Here is a 25,512-nt window from a genome sequence, read left to right on the forward strand (position 1 = left end):
CTGATGGCTTGCACAGCGCAGTGAAACGCCGCAGCATTCGGCGGCAGGGCACGGGCGGGCACGGCACATTGATGCGGACAGTCTTCGACATCGCGAACACGCGCTACGAGGAATGGGTTTTCTTCGCGGTCCCGCTCGCGCTGTTCGCGCTGGCGGCCATCGGGCGCTGGCGAAGCCACACGCAGCGCTGGTCGAAGGTGCTGGTGGCGTTCGCCGCGGCCACCTTCGTGATCATGCTCATCCCGCTGTGGGATTATCACGCCATGCAGCGCGTGATGGCCGATGGCCGCGATATCAAGGTCGCCGAAGGCGTCGTCAGCGATGCCTGGACGCAGGAACGCCGTGAAGCCCGCAGCCGGGGCGACATCGGCTATCGTTACCGCACGTGGGAAGGCTTCACCGTCGGCGGCGTCACGTTCGGCTACTGGCGCGGCTTCCAGCCTTCGGGCGCCAGCTTCACGAACCGGGGCGATCCGCCCATTCCCGTCGAGAACGGAATGCGCGCCCGCGTCACCTACCACGAACAGTGGGACGACAAGCGCATCCTGAAGCTCGAACTGGGACCGGCCGCCGCGACGAGCAGCCCGGGCGCCGTCGCCTCATTCGCGCCGGACTGGACGCGCTTCGCCACCGCCGCCGCCACAGGCGACGCCGCGACCGTCAAGGCGCTGACCCGCTTCCCCTTCCTGTTCGAAGGCCGGGAGCTCAGCGCCGACCGCTTCGATTCGATCTGGATGGGCCTGTTCACGCCCGCCGTGCGCCAGTGCATGGGCATCGCGCAGCCACAGCCGGAGGAGGACCGCTTCGTCGTGTTCTGCGCCCCCTATGTCTTCTACTTCAGCAAGGGCGCCGAAGGCTGGCGGTTCAGCGAATTTACCGCCGACCCCGAAGGTTAGACGAGCAAGATCAGGAACGCGCGTCCGCGCTCGGTCGACGCCGCGACAAGAAGCACGATCTGCACAGCCAAAAGCACGCGGAAGCTTGTCTGAAAGGATGCCTTGCGCGTCTTGTGGCGCACCAGCCGCATCGCCGCCCACGCGCCGGGCGAACCCCCGAGACAGGCAAGGCCAAGCAGCGTACTTTCCGAAATCCGGCGTCCGCCCGTCTCGGCCAAATGCTTGTCCCAGACATAGGCGGCGAAGGCGGCGAGGTTCACCGCGATCAGATAATATGCGATCGTTCCCATCGCCGCCGTCTTGCCATGCCTGTGCTTAACAGGCCGTGCGTCTACTCCGCCGCGATGCTTTCCGGCACCCAGCTCAGCACGGGCTTCCGGGCCGCCAGCGTCTCGTCGAGGCGGCGACGCGGTGCGAGGTGCGGCGCGGCTTTGAAATACTCCGCCTCACCCGCCTTCGCGCGCGCCACGAGATGCCGCAGCGTGGCGATGAACTGGTCGAGCGTTGCCTTGCTCTCGGTTTCCGTCGGCTCGATCAGCATCGCGCCGTGGACGACGAGCGGGAAGTACATCGTCATCGGGTGATAGCCCTCGTCGATCAGCGCCTTGGCGATGTCGATCGTGGTCACGCCCGTGCCGTCGAGGAAACCATCGTCGAACAGCGCTTCGTGCATACAGGGCCCCGACGTGCCGAACGGCGCGGTCATCACGTCGTCGAGGCTGCGCAGCATATAGTTCGCGTTCAGCACCGCGTCTTCCGCGACCTGCCGCAGGCCGTCCGCGCCGTGGCTCATGATATAGCTGAGCGCGCGCACGAACATGCCCATCTGGCCGTGGAAGGCGACCATGCGGCCGAAGCTCCGCGCGTGTCCGTCACCCTTGCCGTGCGCCTGCTCTTCCTCGACCAGCTCGAAGTGCGTGCCCGTGTGGCGTACGAACGGCAGCGGCGCGAACGGCGCCAGCGCCGCCGAGAACACCACCGGCCCCGCGCCCGGCCCGCCGCCGCCGTGCGGTGTCGAGAAGGTCTTGTGGAGGTTGATGTGCATGGCATCGATGCCGAGATCGCCGGGGCGGACGCGCCCGACGATGGCGTTGAAGTTGGCGCCGTCGCAGTAAACGTAAGCGCCCGCCGCGTGCACGGCCTCGGAAATCGCGCTCATGTCCGGCTCGAACAGGCCGCACGTGTTCGGGTTGGTGATCATCACCGCCGCGACGTCGGGCCCAAGCCGGGCCGTCAGCGCCGCGAGATCGACACGGCCCGCCGGGGTCGCCGGGATGTTCTCCACCTCATAGCCGCAGAAGGCCGCCGTGGCGGGATTGGTGCCGTGCGCCGATTCGGGGACCAGAACCACCTTGCGCGTTTCGCCGCGCGCCTCGTGCGCCGCGCGGATCGCCAGCATTCCGCACAGCTCGCCGTGTGCGCCCGCCTTCGGGCTCATGGCGACTTCCGGCATGCCGGTCAGCGTTTTCAGCCAGTGCGCCAGGCTGTCGATCAGCTCCAGCGCGCCCTGCACGCTGTCCACCGGCTGCAGCGGGTGGATGTCCGAAAAGCCCGGCAGGCGCGCCATCTTCTCGTTGAGGCGCGGGTTGTGCTTCATCGTGCACGAGCCGAGCGGGAACAGGCCCATGTCGATCGCGAAGTTCTGGCGGCTGAGGCGCGTGTAATGGCGCACGGCTTCCGGCTCGGACAGTCCCGGAAGCCCGATCGGCTCCCGCTCCAGCCCGCCGAGGCGCGATGCGACCTTCGGCGGCGCGGGCAGGTCGACACCCGTGCGCGTGTTGTCGCCGATTTCGAAGATGAGCGGCTCTTCAAGCGCAAGGCCCCGGTTTCCGGTGAAAGTATCCACCTTCGCCTCCGCCGCCCCCGGCGCCGTCTCACGTCCCTGACGGTTCAGCATGACACGGCCTCCTCATACGCAGCGACTAGATTGTCTACATCGTCATCGGTCTGCGTTTCCGTCACAGCGACAACGACACCATTGGCAAGGCTCGCCTCCCCCGGATAGAGCCGCCCGAGCGCGACACCGCCAAGCACGCCCGCATCCGCCATGCGGCGGATCGCAGGCCGTGCCTCCACGGAAAGCCGCAGCGTGAACTCGTTGAAGAACGGCCCGTTCAGAAGCTCGACCCCCGGAATCGCCGCCAGCCGCTCGGCCACCTGCACCGCGCGGGCGTGGTTGAGCGCCGCAAGGTCGCGCAGGCCCTTCTCGCCGAGCAGGCTCATGTGGATCGTGAACGCAAGGCTGATGAGCCCGGAGTTGGTGCAGATGTTCGAGGTCGCCTTCTCGCGGCGGATATGCTGCTCGCGCGTCGAGAGTGTCAGCACGAAGCCGCGCCGCCCTTCGGCATCCACCGTCTCGCCGCAGAGCCGGCCCGGCATCTGGCGGACGTGCTTGTGGTTGCAGGCGAAGAGGCCGAGATACGGCCCGCCGAAGCTGAGCCCGCCGCCGATCGACTGGCCCTCGCCCACCACAATGTCCGCGCCCATCGCGCCCGGTGAACGGACCGCGCCGAAAGCGACGGCTTCCGTCACCACCGCGATCAGCAGCGCGCCTTTCTCGTGGCAGCGCGCGGCAAGCTCCGAAAGGTCGGCGACGTGGCCGAAGAGGTTTGGGTTCTGCACGACGACGCAGCTCGTCTCGTCGTCGATCGCCGCGATCAGTGCCGCGATATCATCGCCCGGCGCGCCGTCCGTCAGCACCGGCACCGCCGTCATCACCTCGTCATCGGTGAAGTGCGTCAGCGTCTTCGCGACCGACACATAGTGCGGATGCAGCCCCGCCGAGAGCAACGCCTTCGCCCTGCGGGTCACGCGCCGCGCCATGAAGATCGCTTCCACGCACGCCGTGGAGCCGTCGTACATCGAGGCGTTCGCCACATCCATGCCGGTCAGGCGCGCGACCTGCGTCTGGAATTCGAACAGGTACTGCAGCGTCCCCTGCGCGATTTCCGGCTGATAGGGCGTGTAGCTCGTCAGGAACTCGCCACGCTGGATCAGGTGATCGACACTCGCCGGCACATGGTGCTTGTAGGCCCCGCAGCCGAGGAAGAAGGGCACGTGCGTGGCGGTGAGATTCTTCCGTGCCATCGCGGAAAGCGCGCGCTCCACCTCCATCTCGCTCATGTGGAGCGGCAGGCCCTCCACCGGGCCGGAAAGCCGCGCATCGGCGGGCATGTCGCGGAACAGGTCGTCGACGTGTCGAACGCCGATGCGCCCAAGCATCGCGGCGCGGTCGTCGGCAGTGAGGGGCAGGTATCGCATTCGCTACTCCGGTTTTGTGGCCGCGAAGCGCAGCCGCACGTAATCCGCCATCCAGTTGCCGTCCGCATCGCAGAGGATGGGACGGAGAAGTTCGACGGTCTCGTCGATCACCGCCTGCCGGTCGCTGTCCGTGACCTTCAGCGCATCGAGGAAGCCCGTGCGAAACGTCGTGAGCCACGCCGCCATGCCGCTCGCGAGCGGCGTCTGCCGCGGAATGATGTCACAAGTCTCGACCGTGAACCCCGCAGCCTCCAGCCCGCCTCGCGCCTGCGGCGCGGTCATGTAGATCTGGTCCTCATGGCCAGGCACGGCATAGCCGCGCGCCTTCAGCAGGCCGCGCAGCCCGGCGCGGATCGCGGCGATGTTGCCGAAGCCGCCGCACTCCGCGACGAAGCGCCCGCCCGGCCTCAAGGCGCGGTAGACGCCCGCGAACACCGCCGCCGTGTCGGGCATCCAGTGCAGCGCAGCGTTCGAGAACACGGCATCGAAGCCGCCGTCGAACTTCAGCTGCTGCCCGTCCATCACCTCGGCGTCGAGGCCCTTGGCGCGCGCGGCTTCCACCATCGCCGGGTCGGCATCGGTGCCGAGCACGCTCGCCCCCGCCTCGACGAGCTTCAGCGTCAGCACGCCGTCGCCGCAGCCAAGGTCGAGAATCCGCTCGCCCGCCTTCGGCGCAAGCAGGCCAAGCACGGCAGCTCCGAGCGCAGGCACGAACGCCGCATGGGCAGCGTATTCGGCTGGATCGAAATTGTGCTGCCGCGTCATCGAAGCCCCCCTAGAGGTCCGCGCAGAACGCCGCGTAGGCGTCCGCATCCATCAGGCCGGAAAGCTCGGCAGAATTGCCGATGCTCATCTTGAAGAACCAGCCATCGGTTTCCGCCGCGCTGTTTACGAGCGACGGGTCGGCCTCAAGCGCGTCGTTCACTTCGCGGACGCTGCCGGAGATCGGCGCATAGACCTCGCTCGCGGCCTTCACCGATTCGACGACGGCGGCATCCTTGCCCTGCACGAGCGCCTTGCCCACGGCCGGAAGCTCCACGAACACCACGTCGCCGAGCTGGCTCTGCGCATAATCGGTGATGCCCACGGTGGCGGTGTCGCCTTCAACGCGGACCCACTCGTGCTCTTTCGAATAATAGACGGTCATCACTGGCCTCCCTGTCTGACATAACGGTGCGGAACGAACGGCATGGGCGCGGCGACGGCGGCGATCCGCCGTCCGCGAACATCAATTTCAAGCGCGGTGCCGTCCGCGGTGTGGCCCGTCGAAACGAAGCCCATCGCGATCGGCGCGCCCACCGTGGGCGCAAACCCGCCCGAGGTGACGATCCCCACCTTCTCGGTCCCGGCGAAAATCTCGGCGCCTTCGCGCGCTGGCAGCTTGCCTTCGATGCGGAGCCCGATGCGCTTCACCGGTGCACCGTTCAGCAGCTGGCCGAGCACACGCTCCGCGCCCGGAAATCCGCCTTCTGCTTTGCGGCGCTTGGAAATCGCGAAGCCGAGATCGGCCTCGATCGGCGTGGAGGCCGTGGAAAGGTCGTGGCCATAAAGCGGCAGCCCCGCTTCCAGCCGCAGCGAATCGCGCGCGCCAAGGCCGATCGGCTTCACTTCAGGCTGCGCCAGCAGCGCGCGGGCAACGGCTTCGACGTGCTCTGCGGGCACTGAAATCTCGAATCCGTCCTCGCCCGTGTAGCCGGAACGGCTCACCCACACGTCGACGTCCTCAATGCGGAAGGCCCCGGCCTTCATGAATACCAGGGTCGAAACTTCGCCCGCGACGCGCGCCAGCGCATCCACCGCCTTCGGCCCCTGCAGCGCGAGCAGCGCGAGATCGGTGCGGTGAACGAGCGATACGCCGTCCGCAAGTCGCGCCGCAATGTGCGCAATGTCGCCGTGCTTGGTCGCACCGTTGACGACAACATAGAAATGATCGCCGCGGTTCGTCACCATCAGGTCGTCGATGATGCCGCCGTTGTCGTCGAGCAGCAGCGAATAGCGCATCCGGTTCTCGCGCAGCGCCAGAAAATCGCCGGGCATCAGGCTCTCGAGCGCGGCTGCAATGTCCTGGCCGCGAAATTCCAGCTGTCCCATGTGGCTCACGTCGAACAGGCCGGCGCTCTCGCGCGTCCAGCTATGCTCGGCCATGATGCCTTCGAACTGCACGGGCATGGCATAGCCTGCGAACGGCACCATGCGCCCGCCGAGTTCGCGATGCAGGGCATCGAGCGGCAGCGTCAGCGCGGTTTCATCGGTTGTGGACATCAAGGCTCCGTTCGTGACACAGACTCCCGATGCAAAGCCGCACCGGGCCGCCCCCATCTGTCACGGAACCTGAGAGTTTCGCGCTGGCCGAGCCTGCGCTTACCCCGTCGGTGGGATGCGCCCGAAGCCGCATCCGCTTTCCAGAGCGCCGTACAAGGTGGCCGCGCGGTCCATTGGCCTGAGAGATTCCGGGGGCGGTTGCTCCTTCGGCGCCGCATCCCGAAGAATGCGGACTCTCCCGCGCGTCACCGATGCCGGAGCACCGACGGCATGGTCTCCATGCGGGGCGGCAGGGATTCTGTCAACGGGGGATAGAGCCCGCGGGCGCTACTTCCCGACGTTGTAAGCGAGCGCTGCATCGTCGAGCTGGAAGCCGACCAGCAGCTCGAAACTGGCGTTCTTCAGCGCGCTGCGCGCTTCCGGCGCGGCGAGCGGGTCGATCGCGGCGTCGGCGTCGCCCGGCTTGCGTTCGCGGGTCAGCTCGCGCGCGATGTTTTCAGGCAGCGCCGCGGCGGCGCGGCTGATGTCGCTGCGCGCATAGCCGGTCGTGCGCGCACGCAGCTGGCCGTCATCGAAGCGCAGCGTAACGCTGCCGAGCTGCTTGGAGAGCAGCTGGTCGCCCGCCCGCAGCACAACGGCGAAATAAGGCAGTGTCACGTCGCGCGCGCCGCTGGCGTTCGCGCGCTGCGCGACGACGTCGAAGGAAAGCTGGCTGTTCAGCCGCTCCGCCGATTCGGCGCAGGTGGCGCGAACATTGGTGATCGCCGCGGTCACATCGATGGCGTTCGCATCGCGGCTTGTCTCGGGCGAGAACAACGTCACCTCGCTCGCGTACTGGAGCGTACCGGCCGCAGGGCAGGGGCTGCGCGTGATCTTCAGCGGATTGCCGCCACCGCAAGCTGCCAGCATGAGGAGCGCAGGCACAACAACGAAAAACTGGCGCACGAGTGACGATCCTTCCCGCATCGGGCTGAGAGCACCCTTTGGCACCCCCTGTCGTCCGCTTCTATAGGAACCGGCTTTTGAAGCGGCAAGCAATCGCGTAGAGGGGGCGCCGCCATGGCCGACATCAATCCTGATCTGAAACGCCCCCTCCGTGTGAAGGTGGCCGCGCCGCTCGGCTTCTGCGCCGGCGTCGACCGCGCCATCCGCATCGTCGAGCTTGCGATCGAAAAGTGGGGCGCGCCGGTCTACGTGCGCCACGAAATCGTCCACAACCGCTTCGTCGTCGATGGCCTGCGCGCCAAGGGCGCCGTGTTCGTCGAGGAACTGGACGAGGTTCCGGAAGACGTTCCGGTGATCTTCTCGGCGCACGGCGTGCCGAAAAGCGTGCCGAAGACCGCCGAGGCGCGCAAGATGGTCTATGTCGACGCCACATGCCCGCTCGTGTCGAAGGTACACCGGCAGGCCGAGCGGCTGATCGAGCAGGGGCGGCACATCATCTTCGTCGGCCATGCCGGGCATCCCGAGGTGATCGGCACGTTCGGGCAGGTGCCGCAGGGCGCGATGACGCTGGTGGAAACGATCGAGGACGCCGAAACCATCGCCGTCGCAGACCCTTCGTGCATCGCTTTCCTCACGCAGACAACCCTGTCCGTGGACGACACCCACGACATCGTCGAAACGCTGCGCCGCCGCTTCCCGGAGATTCAGGCGCCGCGCGGCGAGGACATCTGCTACGCGACATCGAACCGGCAGGATGCCGTGAAGGCCCTCGCGGGCGATTGCGATGTCGTGTTCGTGATCGGCGCGCCCAATTCCTCGAACTCTCTGCGCCTGCGCGAGGTCGCCGAGCGTTGCGGTGCGCGGGCCTACCTCGTTCAGCGCGCCGCCGAGCTGGACTGGGCCTGGCTTGAGGATGCGGACACTGTCGGCATCACGGCAGGCGCATCCGCGCCCGAAGTGCTCGTGCAGGAGCTGCTGGACGCGCTCGCCGCGCGCCGTACGCTCAACATTGAGCAGGTCTCGACCGCGACCGAGGACGTCGTCTTCAAGCTGCCGCGCGTACTCTCGGAGTAGACGGTGGCTGTTTATACGCATGTTCCCGCGGAGGATTTGTCCGCGTTCGTCGCACGCTACGACATTGGCGATCTTGTCGCTGCGAAGGGCATTGCCGAGGGCGTCGAGAACTCGAATTACCTGATCGACACGACGCGGGGACGTTACATCCTGACGCTCTATGAAAAGCGCGTTGCGGTCGACGATCTTCCCTATTTCCTGGCCCTGATGCGGCACGCTGCGGACCGCGGCCTGCCCGTGCCGAAGCCGATCGAGGACCGCGCCGGAGATGCCCTGCAGGATCTCGCGGGCCGGCCGGCGTGCGTGATCGAGTTCCTCACCGGCATTTCGGTAACCGAGCCCACGCCCGCCCTGTGCCATGCCGCCGGTGAAGCGCTCGGGCGCCTGCACGCGGCAACTGCGGATTTCAAGGGCACACGCCCCAATGCGCTCGGGCACGAAGGACGCTTGGAGCTGGCCGCGAAGTGCCTGCCGCGCGCGGGCGAAATCGATCCGGATCTTGCCGGGCTCATCGAGACGGAGATGGCGTTCCAGAAGGCGCACTGGCGCGCCGACCTGCCGCAGGCGACGATCCACGCCGATCTGTTCCCGGACAATATGCTCGCGCTCGGCGACACCGTCACCGGCATCATCGATTTCTATTTCGCCTGCACCGATGCACGCGCCTACGACCTTGCCGTGATGCACGGCGCCTGGTGCTTCAGCAACGACGGCGCGGTTTTCTATCCCGAACGTGCCGAAGCGCTGGAGGCGGGCTACCGCGCCGCGCACCCGATCTCGGACGCGGAGGCAGCCGCAATGCCCGTGCTGCGTCGCGCCTCTGCGCTGCGCTTCCTGCTGACGCGCGCGTGGGACTGGCTCAACACCCCGGCGGACGCGCTTGTCACCCGCAAGGACCCGATGGCCTTCGCACGGCGGCTTCTCCACTACCGCGAGGCCGAATGAGCGCCGCGTCCCCCGATGTCCCCGACGTCGAGGTGTTCACCGATGGTGCCTGCAAGGGCAACCCCGGGCCCGGCGGCTGGGGTGCGATCCTGCGTGCAAAGGGCAAGGAACGGGAGCTGAAGGGCGCTGAGCCGCTCACCACCAACAACCGCATGGAACTCACCGCGGCGATCGAGGCGCTGAAGGCGCTGAAGCGCCCGTGCAGTGTGCAGCTTACCACCGATTCGGTCTACGTGCGCGACGGCATCACCAAATGGGTGCACGGCTGGCAGCGGAACGGCTGGCGTACCGCGGACCGGAAACCGGTGAAAAACGCCGATCTGTGGCAGGCCCTGATCGCCGCCGCCGCGCCCCACCGTGTCGAATGGCATTGGGTGAAGGGCCACAACGGTCATGCCGAGAACGAGCGGGCCGACGAGCTCGCCAATCTTGCGATCACCGAGCTCGCACCGCGCGCATAACGTCGGCAGGCTTTACATACGCATCCGCAACGATCGCGGCCTGCATTGAATCCAAAGCCTTTTTCTCGTCTGGTACATAAATTGCTTGGGAGGACGCAAATGTGCTTCGGCGCAGGGCGTTCGTACAGGGGATTGATTGTGATCAGGTCGAATTCACGCCGCGCAGTGCTGGGCGCGCTCGCGCTAACCGCTGCGGCGCTGGCAGCATCGCCCGCCTTTGCCGCCGCCATCGGCAGCCTCGATCTCAGCGGCGGCTGCGCGGTGAACTGCGGCATCGACGGTCCTGACGGCAACGTCCGCAACTTCACCACCACCGCATCGGACGGCAGCATCGTTAACGTTCGCGCCACGGCGTGGACCATCAAGGGCGGCACCTGGAACAGCGGCGATCACGAGCAGGCGTTCCTCGGCTTTTACGATGGCGGTCTCGGCGTTACGTCGTCAGGTTCGGTCGGCAGCGGCGGCGACGGCAACGGCACCGGCAACTGGGCCGGCGGCGCGCAGGGGCGCCACACCACGGACAATGCGGGCTCCAAGGACTATATCGTCCTGCAGTTCGACCAGCTCGTCTCGCCCTCTGCAGTCGTGCTCAATGCCTACGACATGTACAGCGGCGGCAACTGGACCAAGGACAATGACGCGACGATCCTGATCGGCACCGTCAGCACCGGCTGGAACCAGTTCCTCGATGTCGAAGCTGCATTCCCGGACCTCTCGACCGATCTGCACGAAATCCAGATCAAGACGAGCCCGTCCAGCCCCTATGTCGGTTTCGATGCCGGCGGGCACTACGGCAACGTCGTCATCATCGCGGCCGATCTCTATTACGCCGGCGCGTACCGGGATTATCCGGATTCGTTCAAGCTCGCGCAGATGAACTTCTACACGAGCGATGTTCCGGAACCGGCGATGCTCGGCCTTTTCGGCCTCGGCCTCATCGGCATCGGCGCCGCACGCCGCCGCAAGGTCAACTGAACCGCCTGGGCGCGTAGCGCTCGGGATCAACGCCAGGCGCGCTCCAAGCCGCTCCCGTGATCAGCGCCGCCGCCATCGCGCCGGCTGCGGGTGATGTTTGCACCCCAAATCCGCCCTGCCCCGCGCACCAGAAGAAGCCGGGTGCGTCCGACGCAAAACCGTACACCGGAAGCCGATCCGGCGCGAAGCTCCGCAGCCCCGCCCACGACCGCACCACCCGACGCACCGTCGCGGTCGTCGCGGTCTCGAACCGGTCCACGGCAATCGCAATGTCCAGCTCCTCAGGCTGCACATCACTCGCCGCCACCGGCGTTTCGTCGTGGGGACTGACCCACATCATCCCGGCATCGGGTTTGAAGTAGAAGGCACCTGCCACATCCAGCACAACCGGCAGGTCCGCCTCCACAGCCTGGCCCAGATCCGCCACGACCATTGTCCGCCGCAACGGCTGCACCCCCAGCGGCTGCGCACCCGCCAGCACGGCGACCTCATCCGCCCACGCCCCCGCCGCGTTCACCACCACATCCGCTTCGAAATGCCCCGCGCCGGTTTCGATCCGCCAACACCCGTCACGACGCTCAAGGCCTCGAACACGCGCGCCCGTAACAAGCGCAGCCCCGCGCCGCCGTGCACCGCCGAGGAAACCCTGATGCAGGCGCGCCACCTCGATGTCGCTGCACCCCGGCTCCCAGAGCCCGCACTGCCGCCATGCAGGGGAGAGCAGCGGCGCTCGCGCAGCCGTCCGATCGGCATCAAGGCGTTCAACAGCAACGCCCAAAGCCCGGAACGCGCCTTCCATCTGATCGAGTGCATCGCGCGCATCCGGCCCAGCGATATGAAGGGCACCACGCGGCGTCACGAGCGGACCGTCCGCGAAACCCTCCGGCGGCTGTATCATGAAGGCCTTTGACGCAGCGGTCAGCGGCTGAACGCCAGGCCCACCATACGTCTCAGCGAAGAACGCCGCCGAGCGGCCGGTACTGTGCAGGCCCGGCTGTTCTTCAGCCTCGATCAGCAGCACGGAGGCCCGTTCGCTCAAAAACCACGCGAGGCTCGCACCGCCGATGCCCGCACCCACGACAACAATGTCGTACCGACCCGTCATAACGCCACCAACCCGTCAACCGCCGTGAGCACGGCATCCTGCACCGTGCTTCGTTCACGCAGCAATTCGTGCGCGGCGCCCGCAATGACGTGCAGGTGCCCATCCGGCAACCGCTGAACGAACCGCCGCGCCGCGGCGCCGTCCACGAGCCGCTCGTTGTCGCCGATGAACACGTCAACCGGCAACCGGATCGCCTCGGGCACGCCGCGCGCAGCCAGTGCGCGGCATGATGCCGATGCCTCGAACACCCAACGCCAGTTCGCCCCGCCAAAGGCGAGCGCAGCGTTTGCGTCGATCCACCAGGCTTCGTCTGCGAACCGCTCCGGATCGCCGGTCAAGATGCGCTGGCGGTGTACGCCCCGCGAGCGCTCCCCGTATGGTCCCTGCAGCGGCGGATATGTGTCACCCGCACCCGCGTGCACGCGGGTGTGTGCAAGCCACGACAGCACGCGCGGCGGCACACCGTGCGCTGCGATGCCCACCATTGGTGCGAACATCACGGCACGGCGGTAGCGGGATGTACCGCCCGCCGCGAGATGCCGAAGCGCGAGATGCCCGCCCATGCTGTGCCCCGCGATCACCAGCGGCCCACCGAGCAGCACCCCTGCACGGTCAGCGAGGCCATCCAGATCAGCGAGCCACGTGCCGAAATATCCCTCCTCACCGGACGGAAAGCGTACCGAAGCCCCCTGCCCTCGCCAGTCGAAGGTGAAGAGACCATAGCCCTGGTCCCGCCAGTGCCAGTAGCTCTCCGAATACTTCTCGATGAAATCCGCGCGCCCGTTCAGGAACAGGATCGACGGCTTGCCTGCCATCGGCGCCCAACTCACCGTGCGGATGCGCCAACCGTCAGCGGCGATCCATTCCGCCCAGCTGGCCTCCGGGGGCAGCGAACGGCGGCGGGTCAAGGCAGTGTCGGAGAGCGGGTCGGGCGTCACGGCGCATGGTTACGTTTTTTTCAGTCATGACGTCTAGGACCGGTCGACATGGCCGGGGCTCTTCAGATCATCAGCGTCGCAGTACTTTTCGTACTGCTCGCCTACGTCATTTACAGTGACGTAACCCGGCGCATCATTCCGAACATCGTCAACGCCGCTGTCGCGCTGCTCGCCGTTCCCTTCTGGTTGGGCTCGGGAGAGGCGCTTTGGCCGCTCGTCGGCTGGCAGCTTTTGCTGGCTGTTGGCGTGTTCGCCGTTTTCGCCGGAATCTTCGCATTGGGCGCTATGGGCGGCGGTGACGTCAAGCTGCTTACCGCGCTCGCGCTCTGGCTGCCCGCCATTCCGTATCTGCGTATGCTCGTGCTCATGTCGATCATCGGCGGCGTCCTGACGCTCGCCTATCTCGTCTGGCACCGCAAGCGCGGAAAAGCGGGCAATCCGGAGATTCCATACGGGTGCGCAATCTGCCTCGCGACCTTCGTCGCACTTGGCGAACCGATTGTTAAGCAATTGGCTGGATAGTGCACGCAGGGGTTTTCGCCTGGAGGCTACAGGGGTCATGGACGTAAAGAAGATCATATTGCTGGTCGGCGCGCTCGTCATAGCGGGCATCTCGGCCTTCTTTGTGCGCGCGCTTGTCAGCGACAGCGGCACACAGCAGGTGCAGGCCAGCGAGGTCGAGCACAAGGGCCCGAAGGTGCTCGTCGCCACCAAGCCGTTGCCGCTCGGCACCATCCTCAATGCTGAAATGTTCAAGCTGCAGCCTTGGCCCAAGGATCTCGTCGAGAACGTCTACTTCCTTGAAGGCGAGACCAATCTCGAAAGCCTGAACGGCAAGGTCGTGCGCGTTTCGGTTCCGGCCGGACAGCCGCTCACCAAGGGCTCGATCGTCGGGCCGGGCGAGCGCGGGTTCCTGGCCGCCGCACTGACGCCGGGGATGCGCGCCGTCACGGTCTCGATCAACGCGGAGAGCGGCGTCGCCGGCTTCGTGTTCCCGGGCGACCGCGTGGACATGATCCTCACGCACGGCGTCAGCTATCAGGGTGACACCGAGGAAGGTACGCCGGCTCCGGCCCTGCGTGTTTCCGAAACCATGATGCGCAACGTTCGCGTGCTTGCGATCGACCAGCGCACGAACGAACTTGGCGGCGAAGGGTCTGGTCCGAAAACCGGTCGCACCGTGACGTTCGAAGTGCCTCCGAAATTCGTCGAGAAGATCGCCGTCGCACAAACGCTCGGCCAGATCTCGCTCAGCCTGCGTCCGCTCGCGGAAAATACGCAGGAGCTGGAACAGATGATCGCGACAGGCGAGGTGGAGGTCGGCGACGACCTGAGCGCCACGCAGGAAAAGCACATGCAGATTGCGCTCCAGATGCAGCCGAACGACCGCAATCCGTCGTTCACCACCGGCGGCGAGGTCTCGCGTTTCGCGTCCAATCTCGATCCGCGTCCCGTGGCCGTGAAGTCCGGAAAACCTGCGGGTCCAAGCGTTCGCGTGTTCCGCGGCAACAAGACGACCGAAGTTTCTGTGGGGGCAGAATAACATGAAGCTCAAGGCAATCCTGTGCGGCTGCACTGCCGCACTGTCGCTGGCCGCCGTGGCTACGCCGGCGACACAGGCGCAGGATACGACGATCACGTCGGCGTCATCCTCGCTCAACGTCGGCGTCAACAAGGGCACGTTGATCCGGCTCGATCGCTCGATGAGCGACGTGTTCGTCGCCAACCAGAAGATCGCGGACGTACAGGTCCGGTCCGACCGCCTGCTCTACGTCTACGGCGTGGGCGCCGGCGAAACGACGATCTACGCGACGGACGGTGCCGGGCGCATCGTCTATTCCGCGAACGTTCGCGTCGCACAGAACATCGATCAGATCCGCACGATGCTGGGTCTTGCGATGCCCGGCGCCGCGATCACGGTCAATTCGATGAACGGCATGACGCTGCTCACGGGCACTGTCGCCAATCCCGAAGAGGTCGAGGAGGCCACACGCCTCGTCAAGACCTTCGTCGGAGAAGGCCAAGCCATCGTCAACAAGCTGCAGACCGCGACACCGGCGCAGGTAAACCTCCGCGTGAAATTCGCCGAAGTAAGCCGCAGCCTGGTGAAGGAACTGGGTCTCAACCTCCAAGCATTCGGCACCAATGCTGGAGGCATAAACTTCTTCCTCGGTCGCGGTCGAGATTTCATCACCCAAGGTACGAACGGCAATGTGCTGATCTCGCGTCCCGACGCGACAAGCATCTTCGGTGATGCACGCTTCCTCGGTATGGACGTGTTCGGCATGATCGACGCGCTGGAACAGGATGGCCTTGTTTCTCTGCTCGCCGAACCGAACCTCACCGCCCTTTCAGGTGAAACCGCCAGCTTCCTCGCAGGCGGCGAATTCCCGATCGCGGTGGCAGACGGCAACGGCGGTATCAGCGTCGAGTTCAAGGAATATGGTGTCGGCATCGCCTTCACCCCCACCGTGCTCGACGGCAGCCGCATCAGTCTGCGCGTTCGCCCGGAAGTCTCCGAGCTTTCCGAAGCCCGTGCAATCCGTCTCGACAACATCTCGATCCCGGCACTTACGACGCGCAGGGCCGAAACATCAGTCGAGCTCGGCTCGGGTCAGAGCTTCATGATCGCCGGCCTGCTCAGGAACCGCGTCGGCACGACGCAGGACAAGACTCCGCTGCTCGGCAATCTTCCGATCCTCGGCGCTTTGTTCAAGTCCGACCGCTACGCGCGCGACGAATCGGAACTCGTCATTATCGTGACGCCCTATCTCGTGAAGCCGACCAACACCCGCCTTGCGCTGCCGACGGATGGCCTTGCTGTTCCGAACGATGCGGAACGCTGGTTGCTGGGCAAAACGTTCAAGGGCGCCAAGGCGCCGGTTGCCGAAGCAAAGACAGCGGGACCGCCCACGGTCGCCAGCTCCGTCGCGCCCGGCTTCTCGAACAATTGATGGAGAGGGGCACAATGACCATGAAGACCATCACCATGCGCCGCCTTGCGGCGGGTACCCTTCTCACTTTGTCATTCGCGCTCGGCGCGTGTGGCGGCAGTTCACCCAATCCGGGGATGGCGTCGGCGAAGGCTCCGGTCGTCACGCAGACGATTCTTGTCCACGATCTCGGCTACGCCGGCACGGACGGACTTTCCAGCGATCAGCGCAAGTCGCTTGCGGAATGGTTCGAGGGCATCGGCATCCGCTATGGCGACCGCGTCAGCGTTGACGACAGCGGCAGCGGCTCGGGCGCCCGCCGTGCAGCGATTGCATCTGTGCTCGCCGGATATGGGCTGCTTCTGAACGAGCAGGTGCCGGTCACGGCTGGTGCAGGCAATGCCGGCGCGCGCGTGGTCGTGATGCGCGCAACTGCCAGCGTCCCGGGCTGCCCGGATTGGTCTCGTCCGTCTCAGCTCGAATTCGAGGCCTCGACGATGAGCAACTACGGCTGCGCCAGCGAGAGCAACCTTGCCGCGATGGTCGTCGACGCGAACGACCTCGTGTCGGGCAAGCCCCACACCGGCACCGACGCGCTGACCACCGTGAAGGCGATCGAAACCTACCGGGGCAAGGCGGGCGAAGGCACCAACAAGGTGAAGAGCACCGTCGGCCAGGCCGGCAGCAATTAAACGAGGGGATGCAGGTATGAACGCGCCTTGGAATCCGAAAACCGGCGTCGGTGCACGCGACGCCTTCAACGCCTTCGTCTGCGACGACGAAACCGCTGACGCTGTCAAGGTCGTGGCAGCCGAGCTCGGCTGGGCTGTCGAGAAGGTCAACAAGGGCGGCCTTCGCAACGCCGTTCAAACGCTCTCGGTCTCTTCAAGCCCGATGGTACTGCTCGTCGATCTGTCGGAATCGGGGGATCCGCTGAACGACATCAACGCGCTTGCCGAAGTCTGCGAGCCGGGGACGATCGTGATCGCGGTCGGCATGATCAACGACGTGAAACTCTACCGCGATCTCGTCGCGAGCGGCCTGCAGGACTATCTGCTGAAGCCGCTGTCTGCTGACGCGATGCGCGAAGCCTTCATGCACGCGCAGGTCACGCTTCAGGGGCCGAAGCACGTGGATGTCGATACCAGCGATCGCCCGCGCACGACAATCGCCGTGATCGGCACCCGTGGCGGCGTCGGCGCATCGACCGTGGCAAGTTCGCTCGCATGGCTCTCTGCTGACAGCCAGGGCCGTTCGACTGCGCTTCTCGATCTCGATGTCCAGTTCGGCACGGGTGCGCTTTCGTTCGATCTCGAACCGGGCCGCGGTCTCACGGATGCGCTCGAAAACCCGAGCCGCATCGACGGTCTTTTCATCGAGCGCGCCATGGTGCGCGTGGGTGACAAGCTTGCCGTGCTCTCCGCCGAAGCGCCGATCAGCCAGCCGCTCATCGCCGATGGCAGCGCCTTGTTCCAGCTTCAGGAAGAGATGCGCAACGCGTTCGAAACGGTGATCGTGGACCTGCCGCGCAACGTTGCCGTGCAGCACCCGCACCTCCTGAGCGACGTCAACCACGTCGTCGTCGTGACCGAGCAGACGCTGGCCTCGACGCGCGACGCGATCCGCCTGCTCGGCTTCCTGAAAGCAAACGCGCCGCACGCGCGTGTGACGATGGTCGCCAATCGCGTCGGTACAAATCCGCCGCCGGAAGTCGCGCGCAAGGATTTCGAGGCTTCGATCGAACGCAAGCTCGACATCGTTATTCCGCTCGACGTCAAGCAGGCCGTGGGCGCTGCGAAGCAGGGCCGCGCCCTTTCTGCGGTCGCGACCGGCAAGGTCGGCAGCGCTCTCCAGGCGCTCGCAGTCCAGCTCGCCGGTGAAATCGCCGCAGAGGTCGAAGCGAAGACACTGATGAGCAAGGTTCGGAGCCTGCTGCCCAGCAAGGGCGCGGCCAAGGCTTCGGGTAAAAAGTAACGCGCCCCCGGCCGGGCAACCGGCCGGAACGCACTGCGTAAAACGGGGTAAGGCATGCAGCCCAAAGGGTTCGGAAAACGAAGCGGTGCAGGACTGCAGGTGGTTGGCGAGAGCTTCGGACAGGGCTCCGCCGTCAACACCGGCAGACGGCCGCTTGTTGCCGATTCCGGGGATTTCGGTCTTTCAAAACCTGTCGAAGCACCGCGCGGCCGCAGCACCGAAAACTGCGTGTGGGAACTACATGCGATTCTCTCGCCGCAGCTCTCCGAATTGTTCCCGCCTGCAAAAACACGCACGCGCCGCCGCGGCGAACTCGCCGCAGAGATGGAAGATACCATCAAGCGTCTCGCCGACATTCAGGGCATGGCGATTGATGATGGGCAGGTTCGCGATACCGTCACGGTCCTCCTCAACGAGTTGATCAATCTCGTCGGCGGCCTGAAACCATCCGCCGGCGCAGAGACGGCCGAGCGGACTGCGCGTGCCGCCAGCGCAAGCACCCAAAGCGTGCTGGCCGCCAAGGAACGTGTCCACCCGATCCTCATGGAACGGATCGACGCGAGCGTCATCGCCGATCTCTCGCGCGGCGAACTCGCCGAGCAGATCTCCGACGTGATTTCCGAAATTCTCGTCCAGGAAAAAATCGGGCTCAATCAGCGCGAGCAGCGCGATCTCGTTACGTTGCTGCTGAACGACATGCTCGGTCTTGGGCCGCTCGAACCACTGCTGAACGACGACGAAGTCAGCGAAATCATGGTCAACGGACCGAACGTTGTCTACGCCGAGCGCAAGGGCAAGCTCGCGCAGACCGAAGTCAAGTTCCGCGACGACGCGCACCTGCTCAACATAGCGCAGCGCATCGTCAGCGCCGTCGGCCGCCGCGTCGACGAAACCTCCCCGATCTGCGACGCGCGCCTTCTCGATGGCAGCCGCGTCAACGTCGTGATCCCGCCGCTCGCCATCGACGGCACCTCGATCTCGATTCGTAAATTCTCGAAGATCAAACTGACGCTCGAACGCATGATGGAAGGCGGGTCGATGTCGCCTGCCATGTGCAAGTTCCTGAACATCGCGGGCCGCTGCCGCCTCAACATCCTGATTTCAGGCGGTACAGGCTCGGGTAAAACGACGATGCTGAACGCGATTTCGCGTAACATCGATCCGGGCGAGCGCATCGTCACCATCGAAGACGCGGCGGAGCTGCAATTACAGCAGCCGCACGTCGTGCGTCTCGAAACGCGCCCCGCGAACCTCGAAGGCAACGGCCAGGTCACGATGCGCGATCTCGTGAAGAACGCGCTGCGTATGCGTCCTGATCGCATCATCCTCGGCGAGGTTCGCGGACCTGAGGCGTTCGACCTGCTCGCCGCCATGAACACAGGCCACGACGGCTCGTTCGGCACACTGCACGCGAACCGCCCACGCGAAGCGCTGACGCGCCTTGAAAACATGATCAACATGGCCGGGCTCAATCTCAGCCCGAACGCCATTCGCCAGCAGATTTCCGATGCGCTGAACCTCGTTGTGCAGATCAGCCGTATGCGTGACGGCGGCCGCCGCATCACACACATCTCGGAAGTGGTCGGCATGGAAGGCGACGTCATCACCATGCAGGACCTGTTCCTTTACCGCTACAACGGCGAGGACGAGACAGGAAAGCTGAAGGGCGAATACATCAGCACGGGCCTCCGCCCGAATTGCTACGAACGCGCGGAATATTTCGGTCTTGGCCGCGCCTTGATGGAGTGCATGGGATGAGCCGTGACCTGATGATCGCCGTGATCTTCGGCTGCGTCTTCGTGGCGCTGGCGCTGATCATCATGATGAGCGGCGACGGGAATGCCAAGCGCGGCGCGAAGCGGCTGGAACAGCTCCGCGAGCGGCATTCGTCCTCGCGCGAAGTGCTTGCGCAAGTGCAGATGCGCCGCATCCTTGCCTCGCGCGAGAGTCGGCTCGACAACATGTTCCAGGGTCTGATCCCGAACCGTGCACTGCTTCGCCAACGGCTGGAGCGCACGGGAAAATCCTGGTCGCTCGGTCAGTATGCGGTTGCGAGCCTCGGCATTCTCGCGGTCACTTTCATCGCCATTTCGGGTGCCGGCGCGCCGATAGCGCTCGCAGCGCTCGCGGGCGTGTTCTTCGGCCTGTTCCTGCCGCACATGGTGGTCAGCTTCTTCATCAAGAAGCGCATCAAGGATTTCAACGATCGCTTTCCAGATGCGATCGATCTGCTCGTGCGTGGTCTCCGGTCAGGTCTTCCAATCTCTGAATCGATCGGCGTCGTCGGCAAGGAAATCATGGACCCGGTCGGGTACGAATTCCGTCAGGTTTCCGACAAGATCCGCATTGGCCGGACGATGGAGCAGGCGCTCCAGGAAACCGCGAACCGACTGACGACGCCGGAATTCCAGTTCTTCGTCATCACGCTGTCGATTCAGCGCGAGACCGGCGGCAACCTTGCCGAAACGCTGAACAATCTCGCCGAGGTGCTGCGCAAACGCGCACAAATGAAGCTGAAAATTCGGGCGATGTCGTCGGAATCGAAAGCATCGGCCTACATCGTCGGCGCCCTGCCGTTCATCGTGTTCACGCTGGTGTACATGATGAACCCCTCCTACCTCGCGCCGTTCTTCACAGATCCGCGACTGATGGTGGCGGGTGTCGGCGGCCTTATCTGGATGTCAATCGGCGCCTTTATCATGGCCAAGATGGTGAGCTTCGAAATCTGATGGAAGAGAAAACCCTCCTTCTCGGCATGACCGGGACCGATCTCGCCACGCTGCTCGCAGCACTCGGTGTCTTCGCCATGATGGTCGCGATCTGGTCGGTGGCGACCGTCCGCGATCCCATGCGCGGCCGCGTGAAAGCGCTTCAGGATCGCCGAGAACAGCTGAAGGCCGGCATCGTCGCTCCGCGGCGGCGCTCGAATCTTGCGGCGAAAACCGAAGCCACCGATTTCATGCGCGGCATCCTCAAGAAGATGTCGGTGATGCAGGACGAGCAGACCAAGCTCGCCGAATCGAAACTCGTTCAGGCCGGCATCCGCTCCAAGGATGCGGTCGTCGTATTCATGTTCGGTCGCCTGATCGCGCCGTTCGCGCTCGGCGCACTCGCCGCTTTCTATATCTATGGTCTCGGCATGTTCCCGGACTACGCCTCCTCGACGAAGGCGATGATCGTCGGCGGTGCGTTGCTATTCGGCTACAAGGCGCCTGACATCTATGTGAAGAATCTAATCACGAAGCGTTCGGATGCGATCCGCAAGGGCCTTCCCGATGCGCTCGACCTCCTCGTGATCTGCGCCGAGGCCGGCCTCACGGTCGACGCGGCATTCAACCGCGTCGCGAAGGAGCTCGGCAATGGCTATCCCGAACTCGCTGACGAATTCGCGCTCACCGCGATCGAGCTCGGCTTCCTCACCGATCGCCGCCAGGCGTTCGAGAACCTCGCGAACCGTGTCGATCTGGAAGCGCTGCGCGGCGTCGTGACAACCATGATCCAGACCGAGAAATACGGTACGCCGCTCGCCTCCAGCTTGCGCGTGCTCTCGGCCGAATTCCGCAACGAGCGCATGATGCGCGCAGAGGAAAAGGCCGCGCGGCTTCCGGCGATCATGACCGTGCCGCTCATCCTGTTCATTCTGCCGGTGTTGTTTGTCGTGATCCTCGGGCCGGCGGCCTGCGCGATCGCTGACAACTTCACGAGCTGATCGGGTTTCAGGCGCGGGCGTTCGTTTCGACGACGCCCGCGCCGATCAACACCTCTATCTCCGCATCGGAAACACCTGCAGCGCGCAGCACATCCGTGCTGTCCGCGCCGAGCTGCGGCGGCGCGTTCGCATAATCGGGCGGGGTCTTCGAAAAGCGCATCGGCTGCGCCATCGTCCGCACCGTGCCCGCAAGCGGGTGCGGCTGCTCGATCACGAGGCCCCTCGCCTTTGTCTGTTCCTCCGCGAAGGCCTGCGCGAGATCGTTGACCGGCCCGGCCGGAACACCCACCGCATCAAACGCGGCGAGCCAGTGCTCGGCGGGCTCTCGCAGCAGTTCCGCCTCGATCTCCCCGACGAGCGCATCGCGATTGGCAACGCGGGCCGATGAGGAAGCATAGCGTTCATCAGTGCCCCATTCAGGCCGCCCCAGCGCCTTGGCGAAGGCCCGGAACTGCCCGTTGTTACCCACGGCGACCGCAATCCGGCGCGTCGCGGTAGGGAAATCCTGATAGGGCACGATATTGGGGTGTGCGTTCCCCATCGGGCGCGGCACCTTGCCCGACACGAGATAATTCATCGCCTGATTCGCCATCCAGCCGAGCGTCGTGTCGAACAGCGCCATGTCGATGTGCTGTCCCTCGCCCGTCGTATCGCGGTGGCGGATCGCGGCAAGGATGGCGATGGTCGCGTAAAGCCCGGTGGTGATGTCGGCGATGGCGACGCCCGCCTTGGTCGGCTGGCCGCCGGCGGCGCCGGTAAGGCTCATCAGCCCTGCCATCGCCTGGATGACGAAGTCGTAGCCCGGCCTCTCTGCGTTCGGCCCGTCCTGCCCGAACCCGGTGATCGAGCAGTAGACGATGTCCGGCTTCACGGCGGCAAGCCCCGCATAGTCGAGCCCGTAGCGCGCGAGCCCGCCCGCCTTGAAGTTCTCGACGACCACGTCCGCACTTTCCGCAAGCCTGCGCACGAGCGCCGCGCCGCGCGGATCGGCGATGTCGATGGCGAGGCTCTTCTTGTTGCGGTTCGCCGCGAGATAATAGGCTGCATCGCCCTGTGTCCCGTCCGCACCCTTGATGAACGGCGGCCCCCAGCTTCGCGTGTCATCGCCCGCGCCAGGCCGCTCCACCTTCACCACCTCGGCGCCGAGATCGGCGAGGATCTGCGTCGCCCACGGACCCGCGAGCACGCGTGAGAGATCGAGAACCTTGAGGCCGGAAAGCGGGCCCATCGCGATTGTCTCCTTGGATTCGGCGGCGACCGCGCTATCAGTTCGCAAGGGCGACGCCAAGCAAGGATAGGATCATGGCCATCGACATCACCGCGCTGCTGACATTCGGTCTGCCCGGCCTTGTCGTCGGGCTTGCGCTCGGCTGGATGCTGTTCCGCGGCACGGCCAAGCTCGAAGCGATGCAGGCCGAACACGACAAGGCGGCTTCGCGACTGGCGACGGCGAGTGCCGAGGTTGCGCGGCTGGAAAAGGAGCTTGCCTCCGCGCGCGATCAGGTGAAACCGCTTGCGGACGAGGTCGACCGGCTGCGCCGCGAAAAGGCCGCGCGGAAGGTGGAAAGCACGGGGACACCGCCGCCCGCCGATAGCACGCCGAGCGCGGCACCGCTCCCCGGAATCGGCTGGAAAGCTGGCCGCAAGCTCCCGACATTCCTCGAAGCGCCAATCGGCCCGACCGACGATCTCTCCCTGCTGAAGGGCGTCGGTCCGCGCCTCGCAGCGCGGCTTCGCGAGATCGGAATTTTCTATTTCGCGCAGATCGCGGACTGGAGTCCCGAGGAGGTGAAACTCGTGGACGCAAAGCTCGACAACTTCCGCGGCCGCATCGAAAAAGACCACCTGATCGAGCAGGCGAAGCTGCTCGCGAGCGGTCGTCTCACCGAATACGAAGCCCGCTTCGGCAAGCTTGGCAGCGACTGATGCGCACCGCGCTCGTAGCATTTCTCACCACCCTCGCCGCGTGCGGCAGCGCGCCCGAATCCGCGCCCGCTGAAAAGGCGGTCGCGGCAACGGAAACACCGCAGACACCGGCCGAGCCCGCCGTGCAGCTCCCGCCGCCGCCGCGCTACGTGGGTCGCTGGGCGGAAAGCGCCGACCAGTGCACCGACGGCTGGTGGCGTTTCTGGAACGACGAACTGCTCACCAAGGCCCGTCTCCGCTGCGACATTCTTCCGCCGGATGTCGCGAGCACGGACGAGAAGCGCCGCATGGTCTGTCAGTCGGAAGGCAAGTGGTCGCGCGAGGAATGGGCCCTCGCCTATCCGGCAGCAGACACGATGACCATATCGCGCGATGGCGGTGCCCCGATAACCCTCAGGAAATGTTGATCGCATGAAGCTTTGGCACTGCGCGGGCGCGCGCTCCTTCCGGCCGCTCTGGTGCCTGGAGGAGCTGGGTCTCGACTACGACCTTCGCGTGATGGCGTTCCCGCCGCGCTTCACCGAGCCCGATTATCTGGAGATCAATCCCTTCGGCACCGTGCCGACCTTCACCGACGGCGATACGCTGATGACCGAGTCCACCGGCATCTGCCACTATCTTGCCGAGCGCTATGGCCCGACCTCGCTTGCCGTGCAGCCGGACGAGCCGGACTACGGCCGCTATCTCAACTGGCTCTACCAGTCGGATGCGACGCTCACCTTCCCGCAGACGCTCGTGCTGCGCTACGGCGTGTTCGAGCCCGAGGAGCGGCGGCTGCCGCAGGCGGTGGAGGATTACACGCGCTGGTTCTTCTCGCGCCTGAAGGGCGCCGCGAAGCTGCTCGGCGATAGCGACTATATCGCGGCGGGTCGGTTCACGATCGCCGACATCGGCTTCGCCTATGCGCTGCGGCTTGCAGAGATCCTGAAGCTGGGCGCCTTCCCGGAAAACGTCGCGGCGTACTGGGCGCGGATGCAGGCGCGGGACGGCTATCAGCGCGCGATCGCGAAGGAAGCCGGCGCGGCGCTTTTCATTTCCTGACACCGCAGGTGCTGCGGCGGCGGAGGGGATCGATACGACCGAGATCATGCGGACCCGTCACGAGGATGCGGATCAGGGCGATGCCCTTGCCGCCGGGGACGGCGAGTGATCCGCCTGCGCCGTCTTTCGAAAGCGTGAGCGCGTAGCGATCCGATACGGTGCGGTCGTTCACCGAGAAGATGTTGTCGGTGTTCGCATCGAAGACCGAGAGCGACCAGTAGCGCTGCGGCGGCACGAAGGCGTCGATCGCGACCGGCCCCTTCGACAGATCGAACACGCAGATGCTGTAGGCAAGATCGGGGCTGGGACGCACGACGAAGCGGCTTTCGGCATCCGGAAGCCCCTGATGCCGCATCACATTGATGCGGCCCGCGCCGAGCTTTTCCATCGCCTTCGCCATGATCACATGCGGTATCGCCCAAAGCGCCGCCACGTAGGTGAGCGCCGCGACAAGGCCCGCGAGGAGGATGGGACCGAGCCACCTCATGCGCACGAAACCTTCTCGATCCTTGGCAGATGCGCGCGGTCCGGGCGGCCGATGATCGCGGGATCGGGATTATAGGCGCGCAGCGTGAGCGCGAAGCGCGCCTGCCCGCCGGTCGGCAGCCAGCGGGCGCCTTCTCCCGTCGGCGCGACATCGAAGGCGAAGCCGCCATCGCCCGCGCGCGGCACGTTCCGCATGTGAAAGCTGAACCGCTGCGCCGGGTTCGCGACGAGGAAATGGTCCGCGCCGTAAAGCGTGATGCTCCACCAGCGCGCCTTCGGATCGCTGCCGGTGACGCGGTAGCGGCAGCGGCCATCGAGCGGCGCGCCCGCGCTGTCCTCCTCCGCATTGAAGTAGATCGCTTCCTTCGCGGAGAGCGCGAGCAGCCCGGCAATGGCAACGGTCGCGCGCGTGCGAAGGCCGGCGTCGGCGGAACCGGTGGTCGCGGACGTCACCCACGGCCCCGATTTCGCGGACCCGGCGCCGAGTCCGCCGTGCACGGAGAGCCACGCGCCGCAAAGGCCCGCCGCGAGCCCCGCGACGATTGCCAGCAGCCATTTGCCCCACCGCATCATGCCGCGAA

General features: G+C 65.6%; 28 protein-coding genes and 2 riboswitches. Of the genes, 16 read left to right on the plus strand and 12 right to left on the minus strand.

The features are described 5' to 3' along the window. The first annotated feature begins 20 nt into the window (after positions 1 to 20). Positions 21 to 896, plus strand: coding sequence for a hypothetical protein (locus DFR51_RS10880; protein WP_121051016.1), 876 nt, complete (start codon positions 21 to 23; stop codon positions 894 to 896). Here the strand turns inward: DFR51_RS10880 and DFR51_RS10885 are convergent. From DFR51_RS10885 to DFR51_RS10915, 7 genes are all read right to left on the minus strand, one after another. Continuing rightward, positions 893 to 1,186: a DUF1294 domain-containing protein gene (locus DFR51_RS10885; RefSeq protein ID WP_121051018.1), complete on the minus strand. Its 294-nt coding sequence runs from the start codon at positions 1,184 to 1,186 to the stop codon at positions 893 to 895. The genes DFR51_RS10880 and DFR51_RS10885 overlap by 4 nt on opposite strands. Positions 1,187 to 1,227: 41 nt before the next feature. Continuing rightward, complete coding sequence (gene gcvPB, locus DFR51_RS10890; RefSeq protein ID WP_121051020.1) at positions 1,228 to 2,793, minus strand: aminomethyl-transferring glycine dehydrogenase subunit GcvPB; 1,566 nt, start codon at positions 2,791 to 2,793, stop codon at positions 1,228 to 1,230. After that, the gene (gcvPA, locus tag DFR51_RS10895) at positions 2,787 to 4,157 is read right to left on the minus strand and encodes an aminomethyl-transferring glycine dehydrogenase subunit GcvPA (RefSeq protein ID WP_121051022.1); all 1,371 of its coding nucleotides are present in this window, start codon (positions 4,155 to 4,157) and stop codon (positions 2,787 to 2,789) included. Before gcvPA ends, gcvPB begins: the two co-directional genes overlap by 7 nt. Positions 4,158 to 4,160: 3 nt before the next feature. Next, entirely contained in the window at positions 4,161 to 4,922 is a 762-nt protein-coding gene (locus DFR51_RS10900) for a class I SAM-dependent methyltransferase (RefSeq protein ID WP_121051023.1), read from the minus strand. A gap of 10 nt (positions 4,923 to 4,932) precedes the next feature. Beyond that, positions 4,933 to 5,304, minus strand: coding sequence for a glycine cleavage system protein GcvH (gene gcvH, locus DFR51_RS10905; protein ID WP_121051024.1), 372 nt, complete (start codon positions 5,302 to 5,304; stop codon positions 4,933 to 4,935). Then, complete coding sequence (gene gcvT, locus DFR51_RS10910) at positions 5,304 to 6,419, minus strand: glycine cleavage system aminomethyltransferase GcvT (protein ID WP_121051026.1); 1,116 nt, start codon at positions 6,417 to 6,419, stop codon at positions 5,304 to 5,306. Before gcvT ends, gcvH begins: the two co-directional genes overlap by 1 nt. A 47-nt stretch (positions 6,420 to 6,466) precedes the next feature. Beyond that, a riboswitch (glycine riboswitch) is annotated at positions 6,467 to 6,573 on the minus strand. A 2-nt stretch (positions 6,574 to 6,575) separates the two neighbouring features. Further along, a riboswitch (glycine riboswitch) is annotated at positions 6,576 to 6,670 on the minus strand. A 76-nt stretch (positions 6,671 to 6,746) separates the two neighbouring features. After that, on the minus strand, positions 6,747 to 7,364 hold the full coding sequence (locus DFR51_RS10915; protein ID WP_243445505.1) for a hypothetical protein: 618 nt from the start codon (positions 7,362 to 7,364) through the stop codon (positions 6,747 to 6,749). 114 nt (positions 7,365 to 7,478) lie between these two features. On the opposite strand from DFR51_RS10915, the gene ispH reads away from it, so the two are divergent. The 4 genes from ispH (at position 7,479) to DFR51_RS10935 (ending at position 10,819) form a co-directional block, all read left to right on the plus strand. Next, positions 7,479 to 8,438, plus strand: coding sequence for a 4-hydroxy-3-methylbut-2-enyl diphosphate reductase (ispH, locus tag DFR51_RS10920; protein ID WP_121051028.1), 960 nt, complete (start codon positions 7,479 to 7,481; stop codon positions 8,436 to 8,438). Positions 8,439 to 8,441: 3 nt separating this feature from the next. Then, a complete protein-coding gene (thrB, locus tag DFR51_RS10925) occupies positions 8,442 to 9,383 on the plus strand; it encodes a homoserine kinase (protein ID WP_121051030.1) in 942 nt (313 codons plus the stop codon). Continuing rightward, on the plus strand, positions 9,380 to 9,844 hold the full coding sequence (gene rnhA / locus DFR51_RS10930) for a ribonuclease HI (RefSeq protein WP_121051032.1): 465 nt from the start codon (positions 9,380 to 9,382) through the stop codon (positions 9,842 to 9,844). The genes thrB and rnhA overlap by 4 nt, the downstream gene beginning before the upstream one ends. A gap of 138 nt (positions 9,845 to 9,982) precedes the next feature. Beyond that, entirely contained in the window at positions 9,983 to 10,819 is an 837-nt protein-coding gene (locus tag DFR51_RS10935; protein WP_160119049.1) for a PEP-CTERM sorting domain-containing protein, read from the plus strand. Here DFR51_RS10935 and DFR51_RS10940 read toward each other — a convergent pair. Both DFR51_RS10940 and DFR51_RS10945 read right to left on the minus strand, forming a co-directional pair. Beyond that, on the minus strand, positions 10,812 to 11,924 hold the full coding sequence (locus DFR51_RS10940) for an NAD(P)/FAD-dependent oxidoreductase (RefSeq protein WP_121051036.1): 1,113 nt from the start codon (positions 11,922 to 11,924) through the stop codon (positions 10,812 to 10,814). The two genes, DFR51_RS10935 and DFR51_RS10940, sit on opposite strands and share 8 nt — an antisense overlap. Continuing rightward, positions 11,921 to 12,862 carry an alpha/beta fold hydrolase gene (locus DFR51_RS10945; protein WP_121051038.1) on the minus strand — a complete coding sequence of 314 codons (942 nt, stop codon included), beginning with the start codon at positions 12,860 to 12,862 and terminating at the stop codon, positions 11,921 to 11,923. The genes DFR51_RS10940 and DFR51_RS10945 overlap by 4 nt, the downstream gene beginning before the upstream one ends. A 48-nt stretch (positions 12,863 to 12,910) precedes the next feature. On the opposite strand from DFR51_RS10945, the gene DFR51_RS10950 reads away from it, so the two are divergent. From DFR51_RS10950 to DFR51_RS10985, 8 genes are read left to right on the plus strand one after another with little or no spacing between them, the layout of a single operon-like run. Continuing rightward, positions 12,911 to 13,384: an A24 family peptidase gene (locus DFR51_RS10950; RefSeq protein WP_121051040.1), complete on the plus strand. Its 474-nt coding sequence runs from the start codon at positions 12,911 to 12,913 to the stop codon at positions 13,382 to 13,384. A gap of 37 nt (positions 13,385 to 13,421) precedes the next feature. Next, entirely contained in the window at positions 13,422 to 14,405 is a 984-nt protein-coding gene (gene cpaB, locus DFR51_RS10955; RefSeq protein ID WP_121051042.1) for a Flp pilus assembly protein CpaB, read from the plus strand. A 1-nt stretch (position 14,406) separates the two neighbouring features. Continuing rightward, positions 14,407 to 15,816 (plus strand): type II and III secretion system protein family protein, encoded by a 1,410-nt coding sequence (locus tag DFR51_RS10960; RefSeq protein ID WP_121051044.1) that lies wholly within the window; start codon positions 14,407 to 14,409, stop codon positions 15,814 to 15,816. 14 nt (positions 15,817 to 15,830) lie between these two features. Beyond that, positions 15,831 to 16,487 carry a CpaD family pilus assembly protein gene (locus tag DFR51_RS10965; protein ID WP_160119050.1) on the plus strand — a complete coding sequence of 219 codons (657 nt, stop codon included), beginning with the start codon at positions 15,831 to 15,833 and terminating at the stop codon, positions 16,485 to 16,487. Positions 16,488 to 16,503: 16 nt separating this feature from the next. After that, positions 16,504 to 17,769 (plus strand): CpaE/TadZ family protein, encoded by a 1,266-nt coding sequence (locus DFR51_RS10970; RefSeq protein WP_121051048.1) that lies wholly within the window; start codon positions 16,504 to 16,506, stop codon positions 17,767 to 17,769. Positions 17,770 to 17,823: 54 nt separating this feature from the next. Beyond that, complete coding sequence (locus DFR51_RS10975; protein ID WP_121051050.1) at positions 17,824 to 19,527, plus strand: TadA family conjugal transfer-associated ATPase; 1,704 nt, start codon at positions 17,824 to 17,826, stop codon at positions 19,525 to 19,527. Beyond that, positions 19,524 to 20,498 (plus strand): type II secretion system F family protein, encoded by a 975-nt coding sequence (locus DFR51_RS10980; RefSeq protein WP_121051052.1) that lies wholly within the window; start codon positions 19,524 to 19,526, stop codon positions 20,496 to 20,498. Before DFR51_RS10975 ends, DFR51_RS10980 begins: the two co-directional genes overlap by 4 nt. Next, complete coding sequence (locus DFR51_RS10985) at positions 20,498 to 21,478, plus strand: type II secretion system F family protein (RefSeq protein ID WP_121051054.1); 981 nt, start codon at positions 20,498 to 20,500, stop codon at positions 21,476 to 21,478. The genes DFR51_RS10980 and DFR51_RS10985 overlap by 1 nt, the downstream gene beginning before the upstream one ends. 7 nt (positions 21,479 to 21,485) lie before the next feature. Here DFR51_RS10985 and DFR51_RS10990 read toward each other — a convergent pair whose 3' ends face one another. Further along, complete coding sequence (locus tag DFR51_RS10990) at positions 21,486 to 22,706, minus strand: CaiB/BaiF CoA transferase family protein (RefSeq protein ID WP_121051056.1); 1,221 nt, start codon at positions 22,704 to 22,706, stop codon at positions 21,486 to 21,488. Between the two features lie 74 nt (positions 22,707 to 22,780). On the opposite strand from DFR51_RS10990, the gene DFR51_RS10995 reads away from it, so the two are divergent. From DFR51_RS10995 to DFR51_RS11005, 3 genes are read left to right on the plus strand one after another with little or no spacing between them, the layout of a single operon-like run. Then, positions 22,781 to 23,404 carry a hypothetical protein gene (locus DFR51_RS10995; RefSeq protein WP_121051058.1) on the plus strand — a complete coding sequence of 208 codons (624 nt, stop codon included), beginning with the start codon at positions 22,781 to 22,783 and terminating at the stop codon, positions 23,402 to 23,404. Beyond that, the gene (locus tag DFR51_RS11000) at positions 23,404 to 23,811 is read left to right on the plus strand and encodes a hypothetical protein (RefSeq protein WP_121051060.1); all 408 of its coding nucleotides are present in this window, start codon (positions 23,404 to 23,406) and stop codon (positions 23,809 to 23,811) included. Before DFR51_RS10995 ends, DFR51_RS11000 begins: the two co-directional genes overlap by 1 nt. Before the next feature lie 4 nt (positions 23,812 to 23,815). After that, positions 23,816 to 24,445 carry a glutathione S-transferase family protein gene (locus tag DFR51_RS11005; RefSeq protein WP_121051062.1) on the plus strand — a complete coding sequence of 210 codons (630 nt, stop codon included), beginning with the start codon at positions 23,816 to 23,818 and terminating at the stop codon, positions 24,443 to 24,445. Here DFR51_RS11005 and DFR51_RS11010 read toward each other — a convergent pair. Next, positions 24,435 to 24,932, minus strand: a complete 498-nt coding sequence (locus tag DFR51_RS11010) for a DUF1254 domain-containing protein (RefSeq protein ID WP_121051064.1) — start codon at positions 24,930 to 24,932, stop codon at positions 24,435 to 24,437. The two genes, DFR51_RS11005 and DFR51_RS11010, sit on opposite strands and share 11 nt — an antisense overlap. Further along, the gene (locus DFR51_RS11015; protein ID WP_160119051.1) at positions 24,929 to 25,504 is read right to left on the minus strand and encodes a DUF1214 domain-containing protein; all 576 of its coding nucleotides are present in this window, start codon (positions 25,502 to 25,504) and stop codon (positions 24,929 to 24,931) included. The genes DFR51_RS11010 and DFR51_RS11015 overlap by 4 nt, the downstream gene beginning before the upstream one ends. Positions 25,505 to 25,512 lie beyond the last annotated feature (8 nt).

Origin of the sequence: Sphingosinicella microcystinivorans, from assembly GCF_003634215.1 — a bacterium.
GTDB lineage: Bacteria > Pseudomonadota > Alphaproteobacteria > Sphingomonadales > Sphingomonadaceae > Sphingosinicella > Sphingosinicella microcystinivorans.